Source organism: Sphingomonas trueperi (assembly GCF_040545965.1).
GTDB lineage: Bacteria > Pseudomonadota > Alphaproteobacteria > Sphingomonadales > Sphingomonadaceae > Sphingomonas > Sphingomonas trueperi_C.
This window is the reverse complement of sequence record NZ_JBEPMV010000006.1, coordinates 227,936-249,531: the sequence shown is the minus strand read 5'-3', so window position 1 is coordinate 249,531 and position 21,596 is coordinate 227,936. Positions and strand designations below refer to the sequence as shown.

15 protein-coding genes are annotated in these 21,596 nt (G+C 67.4%); 6 read left to right on the top strand and 9 right to left on the bottom strand.

Annotated elements, in window-relative coordinates; genetic code table 11:
* The first annotated feature begins 67 nt into the window (after window positions 1-67).
* From ABIC35_RS17735 to ABIC35_RS17720, 4 genes are read left to right on the top strand one after another with little or no spacing between them, the layout of a single operon-like run.
* Complete coding sequence (locus ABIC35_RS17735; protein ID WP_121076740.1) at window positions 68-2,011, top strand: acetyl/propionyl/methylcrotonyl-CoA carboxylase subunit alpha; 1,944 nt, start codon at window positions 68-70, stop codon at window positions 2,009-2,011.
* Window positions 2,008-2,472, top strand: a complete 465-nt coding sequence (locus tag ABIC35_RS17730) for a GNAT family N-acetyltransferase (protein WP_121076738.1) — start codon at window positions 2,008-2,010, stop codon at window positions 2,470-2,472. Before ABIC35_RS17735 ends, ABIC35_RS17730 begins: the two co-directional genes overlap by 4 nt.
* Entirely contained in the window at window positions 2,473-2,922 is a 450-nt protein-coding gene (locus ABIC35_RS17725; RefSeq protein ID WP_121076736.1) for a MaoC family dehydratase, read from the top strand.
* Complete coding sequence (locus tag ABIC35_RS17720; RefSeq protein ID WP_354278539.1) at window positions 2,883-4,157, top strand: flavin monoamine oxidase family protein; 1,275 nt, start codon at window positions 2,883-2,885, stop codon at window positions 4,155-4,157. Before ABIC35_RS17725 ends, ABIC35_RS17720 begins: the two co-directional genes overlap by 40 nt.
* On the opposite strand, the gene ABIC35_RS17715 is transcribed toward ABIC35_RS17720, so the two are convergent.
* The 6 genes from ABIC35_RS17715 to ABIC35_RS17690 form a co-directional block, all read right to left on the bottom strand.
* Window positions 4,154-5,620, bottom strand: coding sequence for a flavin-containing monooxygenase (locus ABIC35_RS17715; protein ID WP_121076734.1), 1,467 nt, complete (start codon window positions 5,618-5,620; stop codon window positions 4,154-4,156). The two genes, ABIC35_RS17720 and ABIC35_RS17715, sit on opposite strands and share 4 nt — an antisense overlap.
* Before the next feature lie 53 nt (window positions 5,621-5,673).
* Complete coding sequence (locus ABIC35_RS17710; RefSeq protein WP_121076732.1) at window positions 5,674-9,891, bottom strand: translocation/assembly module TamB domain-containing protein; 4,218 nt, start codon at window positions 9,889-9,891, stop codon at window positions 5,674-5,676.
* Complete coding sequence (locus tag ABIC35_RS17705) at window positions 9,891-12,089, bottom strand: autotransporter assembly complex protein TamA (protein ID WP_354278538.1); 2,199 nt, start codon at window positions 12,087-12,089, stop codon at window positions 9,891-9,893. The genes ABIC35_RS17710 and ABIC35_RS17705 overlap by 1 nt, the downstream gene beginning before the upstream one ends.
* Window positions 12,090-12,192: 103 nt before the next feature.
* The gene (locus ABIC35_RS17700; RefSeq protein WP_121076730.1) at window positions 12,193-14,232 is read right to left on the bottom strand and encodes a malate synthase G; all 2,040 of its coding nucleotides are present in this window, start codon (window positions 14,230-14,232) and stop codon (window positions 12,193-12,195) included.
* A 75-nt stretch (window positions 14,233-14,307) separates the two neighbouring features.
* Window positions 14,308-14,754: a MarR family winged helix-turn-helix transcriptional regulator gene (locus tag ABIC35_RS17695; protein WP_121076728.1), complete on the bottom strand. Its 447-nt coding sequence runs from the start codon at window positions 14,752-14,754 to the stop codon at window positions 14,308-14,310.
* Window positions 14,755-14,958: 204 nt separating this feature from the next.
* Window positions 14,959-15,762, bottom strand: a complete 804-nt coding sequence (locus tag ABIC35_RS17690) for a prepilin peptidase (RefSeq protein ID WP_121079347.1) — start codon at window positions 15,760-15,762, stop codon at window positions 14,959-14,961.
* Window positions 15,763-15,916: 154 nt separating this feature from the next.
* Between ABIC35_RS17690 and ABIC35_RS17685 the strand changes: the two genes are divergently transcribed.
* Window positions 15,917-17,104: an acetyl-CoA C-acyltransferase gene (locus ABIC35_RS17685; protein ID WP_121076726.1), complete on the top strand. Its 1,188-nt coding sequence runs from the start codon at window positions 15,917-15,919 to the stop codon at window positions 17,102-17,104.
* 129 nt (window positions 17,105-17,233) lie between these two features.
* Here the strand turns inward: ABIC35_RS17685 and ABIC35_RS17680 are convergent, their stop codons facing one another.
* Window positions 17,234-17,716 (bottom strand): SH3 domain-containing protein, encoded by a 483-nt coding sequence (locus ABIC35_RS17680; protein ID WP_121076724.1) that lies wholly within the window; start codon window positions 17,714-17,716, stop codon window positions 17,234-17,236.
* Between the two features lie 73 nt (window positions 17,717-17,789).
* Here ABIC35_RS17680 and ABIC35_RS17675 point away from each other — a divergent pair, with 73 nt between their 5' ends.
* Window positions 17,790-18,788: a 2-hydroxyacid dehydrogenase gene (locus tag ABIC35_RS17675; RefSeq protein ID WP_121076722.1), complete on the top strand. Its 999-nt coding sequence runs from the start codon at window positions 17,790-17,792 to the stop codon at window positions 18,786-18,788.
* 136 nt (window positions 18,789-18,924) lie between these two features.
* On the opposite strand, the gene ABIC35_RS17670 is transcribed toward ABIC35_RS17675, so the two are convergent.
* Both ABIC35_RS17670 and ABIC35_RS17665 read right to left on the bottom strand, forming a co-directional pair.
* Complete coding sequence (locus ABIC35_RS17670; RefSeq protein ID WP_121076720.1) at window positions 18,925-20,328, bottom strand: NAD(P)H-dependent flavin oxidoreductase; 1,404 nt, start codon at window positions 20,326-20,328, stop codon at window positions 18,925-18,927.
* A 90-nt stretch (window positions 20,329-20,418) separates the two neighbouring features.
* Entirely contained in the window at window positions 20,419-21,552 is a 1,134-nt protein-coding gene (locus ABIC35_RS17665) for a glycosyltransferase (RefSeq protein ID WP_121076718.1), read from the bottom strand.
* Window positions 21,553-21,596: the final 44 nt, after the last annotated feature.

Genomic DNA, 21,596 nt, shown 5'->3' with positions numbered 1-21,596 from the left:
CCACCGTTATTTTCTTCATCGACATGCGCGAGCTTCGTGAAGTTTGCGCGGTTCGGGAGCGCCTATCATGCTGAAATCGCTGCTCATCGCCAATCGCGGCGAAATCGCCTGCCGCATCATCCGCACCGCCTGCGCGATGGGTTTGCGCACGATCGCAGTCTATTCGGACGCCGACTCGAACGCGCTCCACGTCCGCCAGGCCGACGAGGCCGTGCATATCGGCCCCTCCCCGGCGCGCGAGAGCTATCTGGTCGGCGAGAAAATCATAGCGGCGGCCAAGGCAACCGGGGCCGAGGCGATCCACCCAGGCTATGGCTTCCTTTCGGAAAACGCCGAGTTCGCCGAGGCGGTGCTCGCCGCCGGGCTGGTCTGGGTCGGACCCAAGCCGGACAGCATCCGCGCGATGGGCCTCAAGGACGCCGCCAAGACGCGGATGATCGCGGCAGGCGTTCCGGTCACCCCGGGCTATCTCGGCGAGGACCAGAGCCCCGAGCGGCTCCAGGCCGAAGCCGATGCGATCGGCTATCCGGTGCTGATCAAGGCGGTGGCGGGCGGCGGCGGCAAGGGCATGCGGCGGGTGGAAAGTGCTGCCGAGTTCGCCGACGCGCTCGCCAGCTGCAAGCGCGAGGCGGCCTCCTCCTTCGGCGACGATCGGGTGCTGCTGGAGAAATACATCCTCTCGCCCCGCCACATCGAAGTGCAGGTGTTCGGCGACACGCACGGCAATGTCGTTCACCTGTTCGAGCGCGACTGCTCGCTCCAGCGCCGCCACCAGAAGGTGATCGAGGAAGCCCCCGCCCCCGGCATGGACGCCGAGACGCGCGAAGCGATTTGCGCGGCGGCAGTGCGCGCGGCCAAGGCGGTCGACTATGTCGGCGCCGGCACGATCGAGTTCATCGCTGACGCCAGCGAAGGCCTGCGCGCCGACCGAATCTGGTTTATGGAAATGAACACCCGGCTGCAGGTCGAGCATCCGGTTACCGAGGAGATCACCGGGCAGGATTTGGTGGAATGGCAGCTCCGCGTGGCGAGCGGCGAGCCGCTGCCCAAGCGGCAGGAGGAGCTGGCGATTAACGGCTGGGCGATGGAAGCGCGGCTCTATGCCGAGGATCCGGCCAAAGGGTTTTTGCCATCTATCGGCACGCTGGAGTATTTCATGCTGCCGCACGGTGCGCGGATCGAAACCGGCGTCACCGAAGGCGCTAGCGTCAGTGCATTCTACGATCCCATGATCGCGAAACTGATAACGACTGGCCACGATCGCACCGAAGCCCGGATGCAGCTTGCTGATGTTTGCAAGGACGTTCGGGTTCAGCCCGTTCGTACCAACGCGGAGTTCATGGCTCGCCTGCTCCAAACCCCCGAGTTTGCGGACGGACTGATCGACACCGGCTTGATCGAGCGCAAGCTAGACAGCCTGATCGAGCGTGAAGTACCAGACGCACGATTGCTCTCTGCCGGCGCGCTGCTTCTTCTGGCCTCGCCGGAAAAGGGTGTGGCCGAACAGCCCGTCCTATCCGGCAGAGGTAATCGCGAGTGGGTCGTCTCCTCTGGCACGCGCTGGAACCCGTTGTTCGGTTTCCGTCTGAACGCAGCCCCACACCATACCGTGCGAATTGCAGTCGACGGCAAGACCACCGATATCGATTTGGATGCAACCGGCCCTGTCGAGCCGCATCGCTATGACATCGATGGCGACAGCGTCTGGGTACAAGCCGAAGAGAGCAACGCCCCCCACCGCTTCGCATTTCCGGCTTCTGCCGGTGCAGAAAGCATCGGCACCGCCGCCGACGGCGCCCTGCTCGCCCCCATGCCCGGCCGCATCACCGCCGTGGACGTGGCTCCCGGCGCGCAGGTCACCAAGGGCCAGCGGCTCGTCACGCTGGAGGCGATGAAGATGGAGCACGCCCTCACCGCGCCGTTCGACGGCACCGTTGCGGAACTCCCGGTCACCGCGGGCGGGCAGGTCACCGAAGGCAGCTTGCTCGTCCGCGTGGAGAAGGCGGCATGATCTTCCGCGACGCCACCCTTGCCGACCTCCCCGCCATCGTCGCGATGCTCGACGACGACGAGCTCAGTCGCGGGCGCGAGGATGCCTCGCTGCCGCTCGACCCGCGCTACGAGATGGCCTTCGCCGACATCGATCGCGATCCCAACCAGCGGCTGATCGTCGCCGAGCGCGACGGCGAGGTGATCGGCACGATGCAGCTGAGCTTCCTACCCGGCATCGCCTTTCGCGGCGCCTGGCGCGGGCAGATCGAGGCGGTGCGCATCGCCTCTTCCGTGCGTGGTCAAGGACTTGGCGGGCAAATGATAGAGTGGGCGGTAGCAGCATGCCGCGCCCGGGGCTGTCGGATGGTGCAGCTGACTTCCAACAACGACCGCGTCGATGCGCACCGCTTCTACGAGAAGCTCGGCTGGACCAAGAGCCATGCCGGCTTCAAGCTCAAGCTCGATGAGGACGAAGGCTGAATGGCACGCTTCTTCGACGAATGGCAACTGGGCGACCGCATTGAGCATGCCCTGCGGCGGACGGTGACGGAGACCGACAATCTCCTCTTCACCACCCTCACCCACAACACCCAGCCCCTACACCTCGATGCCGAGGCGGCACGCGCCTCCGAGTTCGGCCAGATCCTGGTCAACGGCACCTATACGTTCAGCCTGATGATCGGCGTCACCGTGGCGGACACCACCGCGGGCTCGCTGGTCGCCAATCTCGGCTATGACAAGCTGGTGATGCCCAAGCCGGTGTTCCTGGGCGACACGCTGCGCGCCAGTTCCGAGGTAGTCGAGCTGCGCCCCAGCAAGTCTCGGCCCGGCCAGGGCATCGTCACCTGGCGGCACCAGATGCACAACCAGCGCGACGAACTGGTCTGCGAATGCCTGCGATCGGCCTTGCTGCGCAGCCGTTCGGCCTGACGCGCGTTCGGCAGGGGATGCAACAGTTCGACGTGATCGTGGTCGGCGGCGGCGCCGCCGGCATCGGGGCCGCCCGTACCCTGGCCGATGCCGGCAAGGACGTGCTGTTGGTCGAGGCCGACACCCGCCTCGGCGGACGGGCGCGGACCGAGCATGTCGACGGCATGGCGCTCGACCTCGGCGCCGGCTGGCTCCATTCGGCCGAGCACAACCCTTGGGTCGAGATCGCCGCGCTGCACGGCTTTGAATTGGACCAGACGCTGCCCCGCTGGCGCGAGCAATGGCGCGAACTGGGCTTCTCGCAGGCCGAACAGCGCGAGGCTGCCAGAGCCTATGACGCGTTCGAGACCCGGCTGCGCAAGGATCCGCCGCCGGGCGATCGCGCGGGCGCAGCGCTGGTGCCCGACAGCGGCTGGAGCGCCTGGATCGATGCGATCAGCGGCTTCGTCAACGGCGTCGACACCGCCAAGCTCTCGATCGCCGACTATCTCGCCTATGAGGACGCCGCGACCGAGACCGACTGGCGCGTCCCCGCCGGCTATGGCGCGCTGGTGACCGCACAGGCGGGATGCCTGCGCACCGCGCTCGCCACGCCGATCACCGCAATCGACGGCTCGAGCGTCCGCCTCAAGCTGCAAACGCCGCGCGGCACGCTGGAGGCGGCGCAGGTCATCGTCACCGTCTCCACCGACATTCTCGCGCGCGGCGACATCATGCTCCCGGGCCATGACGACCTGCTCCATGCCGCGGCCGCCCTTCCGCTGGGTCTGGCCGACAAGCTGTTCCTCGCGATCGATCAGGGGGCCGAAGAGCTGGAGGCGAACGCGCATCTGCTCGGCGACCCGCGCAGCGTCATCACCGGCACCTACACGCTCCGCCCCTTTGGGCATCCGGTGATCGAAGCAATGTTCGGCGGCGACGGCGCGCGCGAACTGGCCGCGCGGGGGCTGCAGGGCGCCGCCGACTTCGCGATCGAGGAACTGTGCGCGCTGCTCGGTGGCCAATGGCGGCGACGGCTGCGGCTGCTCGCGGGATCCTCGTGGAGCCGCGAGACGCATATCCGCGGCGGCTACAGCCACGCCCTGCCCGGCCGCGCCTCGGCCCGGCAGGTGCTGAGCACCCCGATCGACCCGCGTATTCGCTTCGCCGGGGAGGCCTGCTCGGCCACCGAATTCTCGACCGTCCACGGCGCCTACAAGACCGGCGTCGCCGCCGCCCGTGCCCTGCTCGGCTAGGCGGCCCGGCGCTTGGCAGGCTCGGGATTGGAGAAGACCATGTCGTCGTCGATCCCGCCATATTTGAGCGCCAGCAGGTCGCGGGTGTAGCTCTGGTGCACCCGCCACGGCTTACGATGGCCCTGGCGCGGCAACAGGTGCAGCGCACGCTGGACATAGCCCGAGGTGAAGTCGAGGAAGGGCTGCGGCTCTACCGGGGCGGAGGGCTGCGGGGTCACCTGCCGCATGCCGCGCTTCGCCATCGCGGCCAGCAGGCGGGTGACATAGCGCGCGGTGAGGTCCGCCTTCAGCGTCCAACTGGCATTGGTGTAGCCGAAAGCGATCGCGAAATTCGGCACGCGGGAAAACATCATGCCCTTGTAGGTCAGCCGTTGCGACCAATCGACCGCTTCGCCGTCCACCGTCACCGGCACGCCGCCCATCAGCTGCACTTCGAGGCCGGTCGCGGTGACTACCAGGTCCGCGGCCAGTTCGCGCCCTGACTGCAGCTTGAGCCCATCGGGGGTGAACCGCTCGATCCGATCGGTGACGACATCGGCCTTTCCGCTACGGATCGCCGCGAACAGGTCGGCATCGGGCACCAGACACAGCCGCTGGTCCCAGGGATCATAGCTGGGGGTGAAATGCGTCGCGACGTCGTAGCCTGGGTCGAGCTCGCCGCGGACCATGTCCACCAGCCGCGCCTTCGCCTTGACCGGATGCTTGCGCGCCAGGCCGTAGAAATACTGGCCGATCAGCACATTCTTCCACCGCGTCAGCCCATAGGCGGTTTTAGCGGGCAGGATGCGCCGCAGCCAGTTGGCGATCCGATCCTGCGAGGGCCGCGCCACGACATAGCTGGGCGACCGCTGCAACATGGTGACGTGCGCCGCTTCCCGCGCGATTTCGGGGACCAGCGTTACTGCCGTAGCCCCGCTGCCGATCACGACGACGCGCTTGCCCGAATAATCGATATCCGGGGTCCAGAATTGCGGATGGACGATCCGGCCCTGAAACGCCTCGCGGCCGGCAAAGTCCGGGAGATGGCCGCGCTCGTAATTGTAATAGCCCGAGCAGAAGAACAGGAAGCTGCAGCTGAACTGGCGGGTCTGCCCCTCCGCCTCGACGGTGACGGTCCACAGCGCCTCCTCGCTCGACCAGGCGGCACCAACGACCTTGTGGCGATAGCGGATGTGCCGATCGATTCCGAATTCGCGCGCGGTATCCACCAGATAGCGCAGGATCGCGTCGCCGTCGGCGATCGCCTTGGCATCGGTCCACGGCCGGAACGGGAAGCCGAGCGTGTACATGTCCGAATCCGAGCGGATGCCCGGATAGCGGAACAGGTCCCATGTACCTCCCATGCGCTCGCGCCCCTCGAGGACCGCATAGGTGCGACCGGGGCTCTGCGTCTGCAGGTGATAGCCCGCACCGATCCCCGAAATCCCCGCGCCGACGACGAGCACGTCGAAATGTTCGCGCATCTTTTCTGCCTCTCCGCGAGGCATGGTTGCACGACTATTGGACCTACGCCACCTCAATAATCCCGCGAGTAGCGCAGCGTCGCACCCGATCCGCCGAACGAACTCGTCTGCGAAAGGACGCTCAGCGCCCGCGACAGCGACACCTCCAGCTGCGTCGCGGTGAAGCCGCGAGCATCGGTGATGATCTCGATATAGATGTTATTCGTGATGTACTTGCCCGCCGCCAGCGAGGTCCCGCGTCCGGTGGTGTCGTCGGCACCCAGCACGCGCAGGCGGTCGATGCCCGTCGCCGACTTCAGCTGGCCGAGCGGGTTGAGCCCGCCGCCGGTCGCGCGCAGCGAGTTGAGCGCCGCGGCCAGCTGGATCGCCTCGGTGGCGGACAGGTTGGTCACGTTGGTGCCGAAGAACAGCCGCGACAGCACCTCGTCCTGCGGCAGCGCCGGGTTGGAGGTGAACGCGATCTGCGGCTTCTGCGCGGTGCCGGTGATGTTGAGGATCGCCGTCACGCCCTCCGCCGTGGTGTTCGCCGAGATGTCGATCGTCGGGTTGGTCAGCTCGGCGCCCTGGAAGCTGATGATGCCCTTGGTCAGTTCGAACCGGCGGCTGGCGAAGCTGTAGGTGCCACGCACCACCTCCATCGTGCCGCGGATCTGCGGGTTCAGCGTGGTGCCGCCGATGGTGATGTTCGCCTGCCACTCGGATTCCAGGCCCATGCCGCTTACCATCAGGCGATTATCGGCGCGGACACGGATGGCGAGATCGAAATTTCCAAAGGCGCGCGCGGGCTTCTTCGCCTGCGCCTGCTGGTTGGGATCGACATCGCCCTTGCGCCGCACGCCCGTCAACTCCGGGATCTCGGCCGCGCCCTGGCGGATGATCTGGTAGTTCGCCTCGGGGATGTTGATCTGGCCTTCGATCTTCTGGACGTCGGCGCTCTTGGTGATGGTGAGCGTGCCGCTCGCCGTCGCACCCAGCGCCTCGCTGCGTGCCAGCCGGGCGTTGTCGAGCTTGACGTTGATCGCCATCGGGAAGCCGTCCGCGGAGGAAAGGCCGACCCGGCCGCTGGCGCTGACGCTGCCGTCGCCGGCACGCGCGGTCACCTGGTTCAGCACGAAGGCGTCGTTGGAAAACTGGCCGTCGATCTTGAGGTTGGTCAGCCGGGTGCCGGTGCCTTCATTGTCATAGGTCAGGTTGTCGGCGCGGACGACGCCGTTGAGCAGCGGGCGATCGACGCGGCCGGTGAAGTCCGCCGCCATGCCGATCGCGCCGGTGAGCTGCTGGTTGGGCAGCCCCGCAAAGGCGAAGGGCAGCGCCGCCGGACCGTTATAGCGGATGCCGCCGGAAAGCGGCGCCGCCATCAGTCGTTCGGTCCAACTGCCGGCACCCGGCCCGAGCGGCCGGAGCGTCGTGACGACGCGACCAATGGTGGCCGTGCCCCGACGGATCAACGCGCGGAGGTCGCCGCCGTCGGGCAACAGCTTGCCGACCATGCTGATATGCACCGGCGCCGAAACGCGGGCTAGGCTGGAGCGAGTGAGATCGTCGATCTCCAGCCGCATGTCCGCGCTCGGGAACGCGTCTGCCGAAGTCTGGGCGAAGTCGAGGCTGCCGGTGGCGGTACCACCAATGCCGAGATCGGGCACGAAGGCGTTGATGATCGCCAGATCGAGCTTATCGAGCCGCGCCTGCAGCACCGTGCCGTCGCCATAGCGGCCGGCCAGGCGTACGCTGCCCTGATCGAAGTCGATCTGCGTCGGCAACAGGCGGTAGGTGCCGTTCTCGATCGCGATGCGCGCGGCCTGTGGCGTACGGAACTTCACCCCGCTCGCCTGGCCTTGCAACGCCGCAGTCCACAGGTTCGGCGTCATCCGCCCGTTCAGCGCGACGTCGAAAGCTACGCCGGAGGAGCCGCTAGCCACCGCCTGCACAGTGCCGTTGCCGCCGCCATAGTCGATCTTGGCGCGCGCGCTGCGCAGCAGGAACTCACCGCGCTTGAGGTTGGCGATCTGCACGTCGGCGACGATTTGCGGCTGCTCGGCGAGCACGATGCTCGCATTGGCGATGGCGCGGCCAATGGTCAGCTCCGCGACACCAGGGATGGCGGCGTTGGCCGCGGTCGCCCGCACATCGGCGCGTTGGTACTTGCCCTCGGCGCCTAGCGTCGCGATCCCGTCGACGCCCGATCCGCGGAAGGTCAGTTGGCCGGCGAACGGTCCGACAGGCGTCTGCTGGAGCTGGCCGGCAATGTCCATGCCGGCGAAGCGCGCGGCATTGACCTGGATCGCCAGCGCCTTGCCGGTGCGCACCAGCACATCGGCGTTGAACGGCCCGTAATTGCTCTCGCCGGTCGCGACCACCGCATAGGCATCGCCGCGGCCAACCACCTTGGCCTCCACCTTGGCAAGCCCCACGCCCAGCCCCGGCTTTTCCGCCCGCAGCAGCAACTGCGGCGCGTTGAGCGTGCCGGTGACCTGCGCACTGAGCGGCCCGTACTGATCTGAGACCGCGTCGGCCGTGATGCGGATCGGTCCGGCGGGGTCATACGTCCCCTGCCCGCGCAGCACGCGGAACTGCGGCGCTTTCAGGCGTACATCGGCGATGCCGATTACGCCCCGGGGGTCGAGGTTGAGCCGTGCCGAGGCGACGGTGTTGCCGCCCAGGAAGTTGCGGACGCCTTCGTTGAACAGCTTCCGCGACCGCCCCGCGACCTTGCCGCGAATACCCCAGCCGCCACCGGGGGCAGTGTAGAGCTCGGCATCGGTGTTGAGGTCGACCACGCCGACCCCGGCGATGGTATAGTCGTTGATCCGCCCCTTCAGCGCACCGGTATAGCGACCCGTGGCCATGTCGGCGGCGACGATCGCGGTGGCATCGATCTTGTCCGACTTCAGCCGGAGATTGTCCGAAAGGATGCGGCTGCCTGAGATGGCAATATCGCCGTTAACCGTGACATTGGTGACCAGCCCACCTGCGGCGGCATTCAAGCCGGAGACGCGCGCCGCCTTGGCACGCACCGGCACAAGGATGCGATCCGAGTCCACACGCGCGCGGCCCTCGGCGTAGAGCTGTTCGACCACCGTCTCGCCGAAACCGATCGCCCCGGCGGACAGCTTGTAGTCGACCATCGGCGTCGCGAAGGCGCCTTCCAGCGCCAGCGAGGCGCGCACCGAGCGGCCGACCAGCTTGGGCGCGATTGTGCCCGGCTTGAGCAGCAGCGCATCGACATGGACGCCGTGGAACTGGTTTTGGCCGAGATCGACCAGCCCCTGGGCCTGCGCCGACAGCGCATCGGACTTGAGCTTGATCACGCCGTCGGCCTTGCGGTCTGCCCAGCGGAAATCGGTGTCGAGCCGCAGGCCCGGCGCGGTTAACCGCTCGACCGGTCCCTGCAGATACAGGCCGGGGTGCGTCATGCCGCGGATCTGGAAGCGACCATTGTCGGCCATCACGTCGAGATCGGCGAGGCTGCCGCCGCCGAGCGTCGCGACGCCCTTACCCGCCCAATGCTTCCAGTCGCCCGCGCCCTGCACGGTGGCCACCAGCGGCGCCTGCAACTTGGCGAGACCGGCGACCAAGCCGCCTTTGGGGGCGTTCAGCCGCAGGTCGATGTCGAGGCGATTGGCGGCAGGGACCGCATCGAGCTTGAGCGTCACCCGGTCACCACCGGCCACGCCGCGTGCCGCGATCGTGCCCGCATCGGCGACCAGTTGCGCGCGACCGTCCGACAGATGCGCCGACCCGCGCAGCTGCGCGATGTGCCGCTGGCCGTCCACCGCTGGCGCGATGTCGATCCGAGCGACGTTCAGCCGCGCAATGTCGATGTTGAGGTCGGGCAGCAGCGGCGCGTTCGGATCGCCTGAAGGCTTGAGCGCCGGCAGTCGCGCCAGCCGGATTTCCGGACTTTCGAGATTGCGGATGTCGATGCGGTTCTTGAGATAGGAGAGCGGCCGCCAGTCGAGCTTGATCTCTTGCGCGGTGGCGAACACGCCCTTGGTGTCGCTCACCCGCACGTCGCGCAGCACCATGCCGCCATAGATCGATCCATCGATCCGGCCGATGCGGAAGCCGAGGCCGGACTCGAGCTTGAGCCGCGCGAGCTGGTCCGCGATCAGCCGCCGTCCCGGCTGGGTATCGAGCCCCAGTACCGCCAGCCCCGCCAGCGCGGCGATCGAGACCAGCCCCAGCGCCGCCCACTGGGCGATCTTCACCCAGAGCGGCTTGCCGGTGCGCACGACCGTCACGGTCTCGGTTTCAGGCACGTCGTCCACCATCAGAATGCCTGTCCGATCGAAATGTAGAGCGCGATCTTGGATTCGTTCTTCTTGCGCGCGATCGGCGTCGCCACGTCGATGCGCAGCGGGCCGAAATTGGTGTAGAGCCGTCCGCCGATGCCCGCACCGAAGCGCAGGTTGCGGCCCGTAGGTGCCGTGCCCTCATAGACCTGGCCGGCGTCGAGGAACGGCACGATGCCGTAATTCCCGAAGCGATAGCGCGCCTCGATCCCGAACTCATTGAACGAACGGCCGCCGACCGGCTTGTCGTCGGGCGAGCGGGGGCCGAGCTCCTGATAGCCGAAGCCGCGGACCGAGCCGCCGCCGCCGCCATAGTAACGCCGCGAGGGCGGCAGGTCGTCGCGCGACACGCCACTGATAGAGCCCGCGCGCACCCGCCCGGCGAGGACGATGCTGCTGGTGACAGGGTAATAGCCGTCCACCTCCAGCATCGCCCGCGCATAGGGCCGCACCGATCCGCGCACGGAGGTTTCGGCGCTCAGATTGCCCTTGATGCGATAGCCGCGCGTGGGGTTGAGCAGGTCGTCGGAGGTGTCATAGCCGAGGAAGGTTGGGATCGCGGCGATCAGCCAGGTGCCCCGATCGCGCTTGCCGAGGCTGTAATTGTACCGATCTTCGTTCGATCCGACCAGCTCGGCACCGTAATAATAGGTCCAGCGCTTCTGCCAGATCGGCGTGGAATCGCGCGAGATACGCGCAGATAGCGTGCTGGTGAACGCCTCGAACGCATCGTAATCCTGGTGGTTGAGCGACGCGGTGACCAGGAAGGTACGGTCGCGCTTGCCGGCGTTGGAGCGGCGGAAGGTCGTGGTCAGCGCCTGCTCCTGCGTGCCGAGGATGCCGCTGACGGTCAGCGCGCCCTCCGGCGGGAACAGGTTCCGGTGTGCCCAGCTCGCCTGCGCCTTGACGCCCTGGCCGGTGCTGTAGCCGAGTTCGCCCGCCAGCGTGCGCGCCTTGCCCGCGACTTGGCGTACCAGCAAATCGACCTGCTCGGTGCCGTCCGGACCCGGCTTGCCGGTGCGCTGCGGCTCGACCGACACCGTGGAGAACAGCCCGGTCGCAATCAGCGCCTGGCGCAGATCGTCCACCTTGCGGCTATCGTAGACCTGCCCCTCACGGTATCGCCGGAAGACGTTGATATGCTCGGGCGTGAACACCTGCCGACGTCCCGCAGTCTGGATCTGCCCGAAGCTGGCGCGCGGGCCTAGCGTTACCGGCAGGGTATAGTCGCCCGTGTGGGTGGCATCGTCGAGCACGATGTCACGCTGACCGAGCTCGATGAACGGATAGCCCTGCTGCGGCATGCGCAGCGAGACATTTGCCTCGGCGCCAAGCACGCGATCGGCCTGGATGGGATCGCCCGGGTTGAGGTTCAGTTCGCGGTCGAGCAGCCCCGGCGGGTTCGTTGGGTCGCTTTCGATCCGAACCGAGCCCAGCCGGTAAAGCTTGCCGGGCGAGGCGATGATCGTCGCGCGCAGGTTGCCGGAGTTGGGCGGATTCTGCGCGATCGAGGAGGTGGCGGTGCCGTCATAATAGCCGAGCGATTTCAGCAGCCGCAGCGCCAGCTTCTCGTCCTCGCGGGCGCGGGCGGTGACCATCGCCGCGTTGGCCGCTTTGCCCTTGCCGTGCTGGAGCGCGGACAGGCTGCGGAACTCGTCATCGAGCCGCAGTTCGGCGAGGCCGTCGACTTCCGTGGTGTAGCGGATGGCGGGTGCCTTATCGCCGTCGTCGGCGGTGTCGGCGACCGGCTCCACCTTGAACTCGGCGAGCGGCGGCAACGGCGCGGCCATCTCCGGCGCCTCGGGCCCTGCCGGCGCAAAGCCCTGCTCGTCGACAACGACCGGGGTCTGCTGCACCGGCGTGGCGGGCGCGGTCGGCGCGGCGGGGGGCGCAGCATTCGGTTTCGCCGCCGCCGGTTTCTGGAAACCACCGATCGGCTCCAACGGCGCGTTGATGTCGTCGCTGAGCTTGGGCAGTGCCGCTTCGAACGCCTTGTCGGTAACGATCGGCGCAGCCTGCTGCGGATCGGTAGGAGTGACATCCTTGGGCGCTTGCGGCGCGGATTGCGGGGCGCCCTGCCCCGGCTTGGGATCGTTCAGCTGGGCATGCGCAATTGCTGGCACGAACCCCGCCCCGGCCAGCGCCGCGACCCAAACCACCCGAACCCCTTTACCCACGCGCCTCCTTCGGGAGCCGCGATTGCATCCGGCCCTCCCGCTTCCGTAACGGTCCGTTGCCGATTTGGCTCCCCGCTTCTGTCGTTCCAAGCAACGCTTGCGATCAAACGCAAGGTTCGAGCGTCTTGGCGCGTGCCCTGAAGCGGTGCAGCAATGGCTCGGTATAGCCGTTCGGCTGCTCGACCCCCTCGAAGATCACCGCGCGGGCCGCCTGGAAGGCCAGGCTCTGCGCCTCCCGTCCCGCCATCGGCTGGTACAGCGGATCGCCGGCATTCTGCCCATCTACCTTTGCCGCCATGCGCTGCAGCGCCGCGTCGACCTGGTCGGGCGTGGCGACGCCGTGGAGCAGCCAGTTGGCGATGTGCTGCGAGGAGATGCGCAGCGTCGCGCGATCCTCCATCAGCCCGACATCGTGGATGTCGGGCACCTTGGAGCAGCCGATGCCTTGGTCGATCCATCGAACGACATAGCCCAGGATACCCTGGGCGTTGTTGTCCAGCTCGCGCGCGATCTCCTCGGCGCTCCAGTTGCGCCCCTCGGCCAGCGGCACCGTCAGCAGATCGGCGAGCGGCGGCACTTCGGCGGGCAGCGCGCGCTGGCAGGCGGCGACGTCGATCTGGTGGTAATGCGTCGCGTGCAGCGTCGCGGCGGTAGGGCTCGGTACCCAAGCGGTGGTGGCACCGCTTTTCGGGTGCGCGATCTTCTGCGCGAGCATGTCGGCCATGCGATCGGGTGCGGCCCACATGCCCTTGCCGATCTGCGCGCGCCCGGCCAGCCCGCAATCGAGCCCGATGCGGACGTTGCGCGCCTCATAGGCGGCGATCCAGCGCGCGGCCTTCATCTCGCCTTTGGGCACCATCGCGCCCGCGCGCATGCTGGTGTGAATCTCGTCGCCCGTGCGATCGAGGAAACCGGTGTTGATGAAGAACAGCCGGTGCCTCAGCGCGTGGATGCACGCGGCAAGGTTGGCGGAGGTGCGGCGCTCCTCGTCCATCAGGCCGATCTTGATCGTGTTGGGCGATAGGCCGAGCAGCGCTTCCACCGCGCCGTACAGCCGATCGGCGAAGGCGCATTCCTCCGGCCCGTGCATCTTCGGCTTCACGACATAGATCGCGCCCGCACGGCTGTTGCGGAAGCGCCCCAGCCCGCGCACATCGTGCAGCCCGATCGCGCCGGTAACGATCGCATCAAGAATGCCCTCGGGCGCCTCGCTGCCGTCGGGCAGCAGCACCGCCGGGGTCGTCATCAGATGCCCGACATTTCGGACGAGCAGCACCGCGCGGCCGGGCAGCGTGGTGCCGTTGCCGAGCACGCGATCGGGGGCCAGCGTGCGGGTGAGGTTGCGGCCGTTCTTTGCGAACGTCTCGACCAGATCACCGCGCATCAGGCCGAGCCAGTTGGCATAGCCTAGCACCTTGTCCTCGGCGTCGACCGCGGCGACCGAATCCTCGAGATCGATGATCGCCGTCAGCGCCGACTCGAGCAGGACGTCGGCGACATGCTCGGGATCGTCGCGACCGATCGCGTGGCCGGGATCGCGCACGATCGCGAAATGCAGGCCGTTGGCGCCGCGATAGTAGATGGTGTGCCGCGCGCCCTCCGCCGTGCTGCCGATTTCGGTGGCGGACGGCAGCACCTGGTCGAGAAACGCCCGCGCCCAGGCGATTACGTGTGCGCCGCGCGCGGGGTCATAGCCGCCGGGGCTCGCCTCGCCCGGGATCGCATCGGTGCCGTACAGCGCGTCGTACAGGCTGCCCCAGCGCGCATTGGCGGCGTTTAGGACAAAGCGAGCATTGAGCGCCGGCACCACAAGCTGCGGGCCCGCCAGTGTGGCGATCTCCGCATCGACATGGTCGGTGGCAATGGAGAAGGGCGCGGGTTCGGGCACCAGATAGCCGATCTCGCGGAGGAAAGCTTCGTCCGCCGCCGCGCCGCTTGCCAGCCGCGCATCGATCGTCGCCTGCAGCGCATCGCGCCTGGCCAGCAGCGCGCGGTTTACCGGGGCATGCTCGGCGAAGATCGCAGCGGCACCGTTCCAGAACCCGTCCCCATCGATGCCGAGCGGCGGCAGCACCGCCTCCTCGACGAGGCGCACCAGCGACGTGGCAACCTGCAGTCCGGCGCGATCGGCATAATCAGTCAACGGAGTCCTCCTTGCGGTTCTTCGCTACACGCCTGGGGAGGGCTCGCCCTGCTTACGCGAGGCGACGCGGGGCGATCAACCCCCGTCGAATGCCGTAGCCGCCGCTTCGATCCGCCCGAGCATCGCAGCAAGCTGCGCCTTCTCGTCCTCGGAGAAACTGGCGAACAGCCGCCGCTCCAGCTCAAGGGCCTTGGGCGCGACCTGCTCGTACAGGTGCCAACCCTCGGGCGTGAGCGCGACGAGGTGCGAGCGCTGGTCGGTCGGATTCGCCGCACGTGCGATCAGCCCGCGTTCGACCAAGCCGATCGCCGCGCGACTCACTGTCACCTTGTCCATACGCGTCCGGCCGCACAGCGCCTGTTGGCTCATCGCTCCGCCCTCGGCCAGCACGGCGACCAGGCGCCACTCGGGAATGCGCAAGCCGAAAAGGTTCCGATAGGTGGTCGCTACGGCGTCCGACACCGCATTGGAGGCAATCGACATTCGATACGGAAGAAAGTCGTTTAATTTCAATGCAGTCATCTAGCCCCCTTAGATTTGGTTAACCTTTACGCACGTGACAACGTTGGCAGGTTGCAAATTTTGCAATGATACCGGTAACAGTTCGCACTTGCAGCAGATGCTCCTGCGGTGCAGAAAGATCGGGCCTTTCAGGCATCCTCTCCTAAGACTTTCAAAGGCCGTCCTCCGGGGCGGCCTTTTTTTTGGCGCGCGAATGGGCGCCGATCAATGCTCTATCGATGTCAGCTGCCACGGCGCGTCCGCCCCCGTGCCGATCGGCGCGGAGAGCAACTGCGGAACCAGCCACACCGCCCAAGCCCCCAAGGCCAGCATCACCCCGAAGGGCAGCCGGTCGCTGGCCCGCACACGCCGCCCCGCCACGAGCATCGCCAGTACGACCGCCAACCCGATCAGACTGGCGGCCAGCAGCACCAGTGGCAAATTCTCCCAGCCGAGCCAGCAGCCAATCGCCCCGAACAGTTTGGGATCTCCGCCGCCAAGCCCCTGCCGGCCGCGCAGCGTCTTGTAGCCCCGCGCGACCACCCAAAGCGCCGCAAAACCGGCGACGCCACCAATTACGCGCGCGGTCAGCGGTACGCCAAAACCCATCGCGCCAACGCCCAGTCCGATGACCGCAAGCGCTGCGTTGAGCCCGTTCGGCAACCAGAATGCTGCAAGGTCCAGCGCTGCCAGCGCCAGCAGCAGCCACCCGAACACCGCCCCCGCTGTGCCCTCCAGGCCAGGCGCGGCGAGCCCCGCGATCACGCCGATCGCCAGCCCCACGAGCTCGGTCGCCCAATGACTCGGCGCGATGCGGGCCGAACAATGGCGGCATAGCCCTCGCTGCGCGAGATAGCTGAGCACCGGCACCAGCTCGGCCGCACGCAGCGAGGTGCCGCAGGAATCGCAAGCGGAGCGTCCGCGAGCCACGTCCCGCCCCTCCGGCCAGCGGATCGCGATCGTGGCGATGAAACTGCCGAACACCGCGCCGAGCACACCGAGCAGGATCGGCCGTCCCCAGAGTTCCAGCGGTGTCACGGAACGGTCTGGCGCCAATGAGGGCGTCGCAACGGACTAGGGCGGCAAGCGGTTCGCACGACGCCTTCCTGCGGGAACGCTCAGGCTTTTGCAAACCCGCTGGAGACACCCTAGATCGGCGCCAAACATCATGAGAGGAACCTGCATGTCCGCCGACCCCATCGTCATCCTGTCCTATGCGCGCACGCCGATGGGGAGCTTTCAGGGCAGCCTCGCCGAAGCCGCCGCCACCGATCTCGGCGCTACCGCGGTGGGTGCCGCCGTCGAGCGCGCTGGGCTGAAGGGTGAGGCGATCGAGCGCATCTACATGGGCTGCGTACTCCCCGCCGGTCTCGGCCAGGCCCCTGCCCGCCAGGCCGCCCTCAAGGCCGGTCTGCCCCAGCACATCGAGGCGACGACGATCAACAAGATGTGCGGATCGGGCATGCAGGCGACGATCATGGCCGCCGAGGCGCTCGCTGCAGGCTCGGTCGACCTGCTGATCGCGGGCGGCATGGAGAGCATGACCAACGCGCCCTATCTCTCGATGCGCCACCGCAGCGGCGCGCGGATCGGGCATGACGTGCTCAAGGACCATATGTTCCTCGACGGTCTGGAGGACGCCTATGAGCCCGGCCGGCTGATGGGCAGTTTCGCCGAGGAGACGGCAAAGGAATATCAGTTCACCCGCGAGGCCCAGGACGCCTTCGCCATCGCCAGCCTGGAGCGGGCCAAGGCAGCACAGACCAGCGGCGCCTTCGATCGCGAGATCGTCCCCGTCGAGCTGCAGGGGCGCAAGGGCGTGGTGACGGTGGCGCTCGACGAGCAGCCGACCAAGGCCGATCCGGCCAAGATCCCGACGCTCAAGCCCGCCTTCGCCAAGGACGGCACGATCACTGCCGCCAATGCCTCGTCGATCTCGGATGGCGCGGCGGCGCTGGTGTTGGCGCGCGCCTCGGTGGCGGAGAAACTTGGACTGACGCCGATCGCGCGGATCGTCTCCCATGCCGCCCATGCCCATGCGCCAGCGCGCTTCACCACCGCGCCGGTCTTCGCAATGCGCAAGGCGCTGGAGAAGGCGGGCTGGGAAACCGGCGATGTCGACCTGTTCGAGGTCAACGAAGCGTTCGCCTGCGTGACGATGATCGCGATGCAAGAACTCGGCCTCGGCCATGATGCGGTGAACGTCCATGGCGGCGCCTGCGCGCTCGGCCACCCGATCGGCGCGAGCGGCGCGCGGGTACTGGCGACGCTCCTCTCGGCGCTGGAGACGAAGGGCCAGAAGCGCGGGCTGGCCTCGCTGTGCATCGGCGGCGGCGAAGCCACCGCGGTGGTGGTGGAGCTGATGGATTGAAGCGACGTATAGCCCCTCCCCTTCAGGGGAGGGGTTGGGGTGGGGCAGAGTCTCACCGAGACCAACTTCTGGTCTGGAATCCCTCCACCCCAACCCCTCCTCCAAGGAGGAGGGGCTAAAGGAGAGCAGTCAACGCACCGTCTCGCCCGGCTCGGTCCCCCAGATCCGCGCCTGCTCGACATAGCCGGCGCGCCCGGTGGCATCGAACCAGCACCAGCCGCCGCTGCACGCGCTGATCTTGCCAACCACCCCCGGCGCCGCCCGCCAGCTGATGTGCGAATCGCTCGAGGGACTGCTGTGCAGCTCCGCGATGCCGCCGGCGACGATCGCCGTGCGCTTGTCGTCGAGCAGATTGGCCTGCATCCAGCCCTCCGCGCCATCGGGATCGCGCACCTTCACCCAGGCGCCGTAGCTGGCCAGCACCTTCACCGGCAGCCCGCGCCGCTGGTAGAACCAGTTGGTGGGATAGTTGCGGCCCGGCCCGGTGCGCATCCGCGCCTTGCTCGCCTTCAGCGAGGCATAATAAGGCGGCTTGCGCTCCGCATGCGCGGGGGTGGCCAGGGCGACGAGCGCCAAGGCTGCGATACCGATCGAGAAACGCCGCTGCTGCATGCGCCGTCTATCGACCAGCCGGCTCTGCGCTTCAACCGTTGACTGTATCCCCGCCACCGGCCAATCCTTTGCCATGGCCGATCCCAAGCGACCGTCCCGCCCCCGGGTGATCCTCACCCGCGCGCTGCCGCAAGCAAGCGAAGCGCGGATGGCGGCGCTGTTCGACTCGGTCGCGAATCTCGACGACGCGCCGATGGACGCCGCCGCGCTAGCCACTGCCATGGCGGATGCCGACGTGCTGGTCCCTACCGTTACCGACCGCATTACGGCGGAGCTGCTCACCGCAGCGCCCGACCGGCTGCGGCTGATCGCCAATTATGGAGCTGGCGTCGGCCATATCGACCTCAAGGCAGCCCGCGCCCGCGGGATCATCGTCACCAACACGCCGGGCGTGCTGACCGACGACACCGCCGACATGGCGATGGCGCTGATCCTCGCCGTGCCGCGCCGGCTGGTCGAGGGCGACAAGCTGGTGCGCTCTGGCGGCTGGAACGGCTGGAGCCCCACCAGCATGCGCGGCCACCGTATCGGCGGGCGCAAGCTCGGCATCCTGGGCATGGGCCGGATCGGGCAGGCCGTCGCCCAGCGCGCGCGGGCGTTCGGGCTGCAGATCCATTATCACGGGCGGCACCGCGTCCACGAGGTGCTCGAGCATCAGTTGGGCGCCACCTATCACGAGGATCTCGACGCGATGCTCGAAGCAATCGACATCCTGACGATCCACACGCCGCATACCGCCACTACCAACGGACTGATCGATGCGCGGCGGCTCGACCTGCTCGGGCCGAACGCCTGGCTGGTCAACACCGCGCGCGGCGAGATCGTCGATCCGGAAGCGCTGGTGACGGCGCTGCAGGAACGCCGCATCGCGGGGGCCGGGCTCGACGTCTATGTCGACGAGCCCAGGGTCGACCCGCGTCTGATGACGCTGGAAAATGTCGTGCTGCTGCCGCATCTCGGCTCGGCGACCTTCGAGGCGCGCGAGGCGATGGGGATGAAGGTCGTCGCCAATATCCGCAGCTGGGCGGACGGCCATCGCCCGCCGGATCAGGTGTTCGAGGGATGGTTGTAGGCTTGAATTTTTTTAAGCCCCTCCTCCTCGGAGGAGGGGTTGGGGGTGGAGGGATTCCAGACCAGATGTTGGTCTCGGTGAGACACTGCCCCACCCCAACCCCTCCCCTAAAGGGGAGGAGCTTAGTGTCGCGGCATCAATCCCCGGTCAGGATCCGGTCGACCAGCTGCTTCACCGTCGGCACGAACCCGTTCGAATAGAAGGGATCGCGCTTGAAGTTGTACGCGGCGTGGCCCGCGAACATCAGGTTCTGGTCGGTATCGCCGCCATGGGCGATGTCCTGGAGCGTCTTCTGGATGCAGAAGCTGCGCGGATCGGCCAGGCGGCCGGTCGAGTTGGTCTCGGTGTCCGCCCAGGACGAGAACTGGCATTGGCTGAGGCAGCCCATGCAGTCCGCCTGGTCCTTGCGGATGATCTGCTGGTCCTCGGGCGTTACGAACACCAAGGTGTTGTCCGGCGTCTTGAGCGCGCTGGTGAAGCCGAGGCCATGCCACTCGCGCGCGCGCAGCAGGTCGTTGCGGGTCACCCAGAAATTCTTGCCCTTCACCCCCACGTCGAGCTGGAAGGTGTGGTCGCCTGCCGCCTCGGTCGAATAGGGGATCTGGCGCTCCGACCGCGCTTCGAGATGGCGCAGGAACGGATTGCGGACGGCGCTGGAATAGAAACCGGTAGGCGAGAAGCGGTGCAGCAGCACTTCGCCTTCCTCGATCTCCATCAGCTTGGCCTTCCAGCCATCCGGGATCGGGCTTTCCTTGGTCAGCAGCGGACGCGTGCCGAACTGGAAGGCGATCGCGCCTAGCTCGGGATTGTCGATCCAGTCGTTCCAGTCGCGCAGGTACCAGACGCCGCCGGCCATCACGATCGGCACGCTGTCCGGCAGGCCGCCTTCGCGCATCACCTCGCGCAGCGCCTTGACCCGCGGATAGGGATCCTGGGGCGCGCGCGGGTCCTCGGCGTTGGACAGGCCGTTATGCCCGCCGGCGAGCCAGGGATCCTCATAGACCACCGCGGCCAGCCATTCCTGCGCCTTCGAATAGGCCCGCTTCCACAACGCGCGGAAGGCGCGGCCCGAGCTGACGATCGGCAGGTAGCTCACCTCGTGGTGCGCCGCGATCTCGCTGAGCTTGTAGGGCATGCCAGCACCACAGGTGACGCCGGCCACCATGCCCTTGGTCCGCTCCAGCACGCCCTGGAGGACGCGCTGTGCACCGCCCATTTCCCAAAGCACGTTGATATTGATCGCGCCCTTCCCGCCGGCGATCTCGAAGGCGCGCTTCACCTGCTGCACGGCGCCTTCGATCGCGTACTGGATCAGCTCTTCATGGCGCTCGCGGCGCGTGAGGGCACGGTAGATCTGCGGGATGATCTTGCCATCCGCGTCATAGCTGTCGGCGTTGACCGCGCTGACCGTACCGATGCCGCCGGCGGCCGCCCAGGCCCCCGCGCTCGCATGGTTGGTCGCTGCGACGCCCTTCCCGCCCTCGACCAGCGGCCATACTTCACGACCGTTGTAGTTGATGGGCGAAAGACCCTTGAACACATTGCCTCCACAAAAATTGCCGCGCGACGCTAGCCGGATTGGCTGCGACAAGCGAGTAACAAATCAACTCGGCTCCGTCTCCGGCCGGTCTCAGCCCAGCGCGCCTGGCCGTCCCATCGCCTGGGAATAGAGCCGCGCATAGGCCGAAACCATCTCGGCCTCGTCATACAACGCCGCAGCCCGCAGGCGGTTCGCCTCACCCAGCCGCTTCCGTTCGTCCGGATGCTGCGCAAGGATATCGAGCCGATCCCGCAGCGACACTTCGGTGCGATCCGCAGAAAGATACGTTTGATTGGGCTCGGACACCATTGCCGCAATATCCCCTACCCGCGGCGCGACGATCGGCAGGCCCGCCGCCATCGCCTCCAGCACCGAAACGGGGGCCTGCTCGCTTTTCGAGGAAAGCGCGAAGATGTCGAACAGCCCCAGATAGCGCTGCGGATCGGCGATGAAGCCGGGCAGGAACACCTGGTCCTCGATCGCCATCGCCTCGGCCTGGTCGAGGATCGCCTGGCGCTCGGGCCCCTCGCCCAGGATCACCAGCTTGAACCGCGAAGACATGCCGGCGACGGCGCGGACCAGCATCGGCAGATCCTTGACCGGTCGCAGCCCCGCGAGGCAGCCGATGAACACCTCGCCCTTGCGGCGCTTCTCCAGCATCGGCAACAGCGACGGGTCGAGCGGCCCGGTATAGCGCGTGGTCGCCACCCCGTTGGATATCCGGACCAGACGCTCGGCCGGCTGCTTCCAGAATTTGATCGCGACCTGCTCGAGCTTCTCGGACGGCACCACCAGCGCGTTGGCAGCGGGCAGCGCCATCCGGCGATACATGTTGCGGACGGTGCTCAGCTTCTCGGCCTCGTCGGCGTTGAATCCGTCCTCGTGATGGATGATCGGCGGCAGGCCCTTGCCGAACACGCGCGCCGCCATCACCCCGTCGATCGCCCCCCAATTATAGGTGAGCACCAGGTCGAAGCGCCGCATGAAGCGCGCGATCTGCTCGTAGCGCTTGACCGAGGGCCTGCCGGTAAGCGGCGGCGGATCGAGCGCGATCTCGTACTTGGTATGCCGGTCGATCGCCTCGCGCGCGCCGAGCTGGTCGGGCATCGCCGAGACGATGGTGTGCCGCGCGCGATCGCCGAACGCGTTCATCAGCTGCACCGCCCGCGCTTCCTTGCCGCCGAGCGCGAAGGTCGAATGAAGATGGAGGATGTGGATCGACATGGGGGCCGGGGTGTAGCGGGCGATTGCGGCGGCGTCATCCGTTA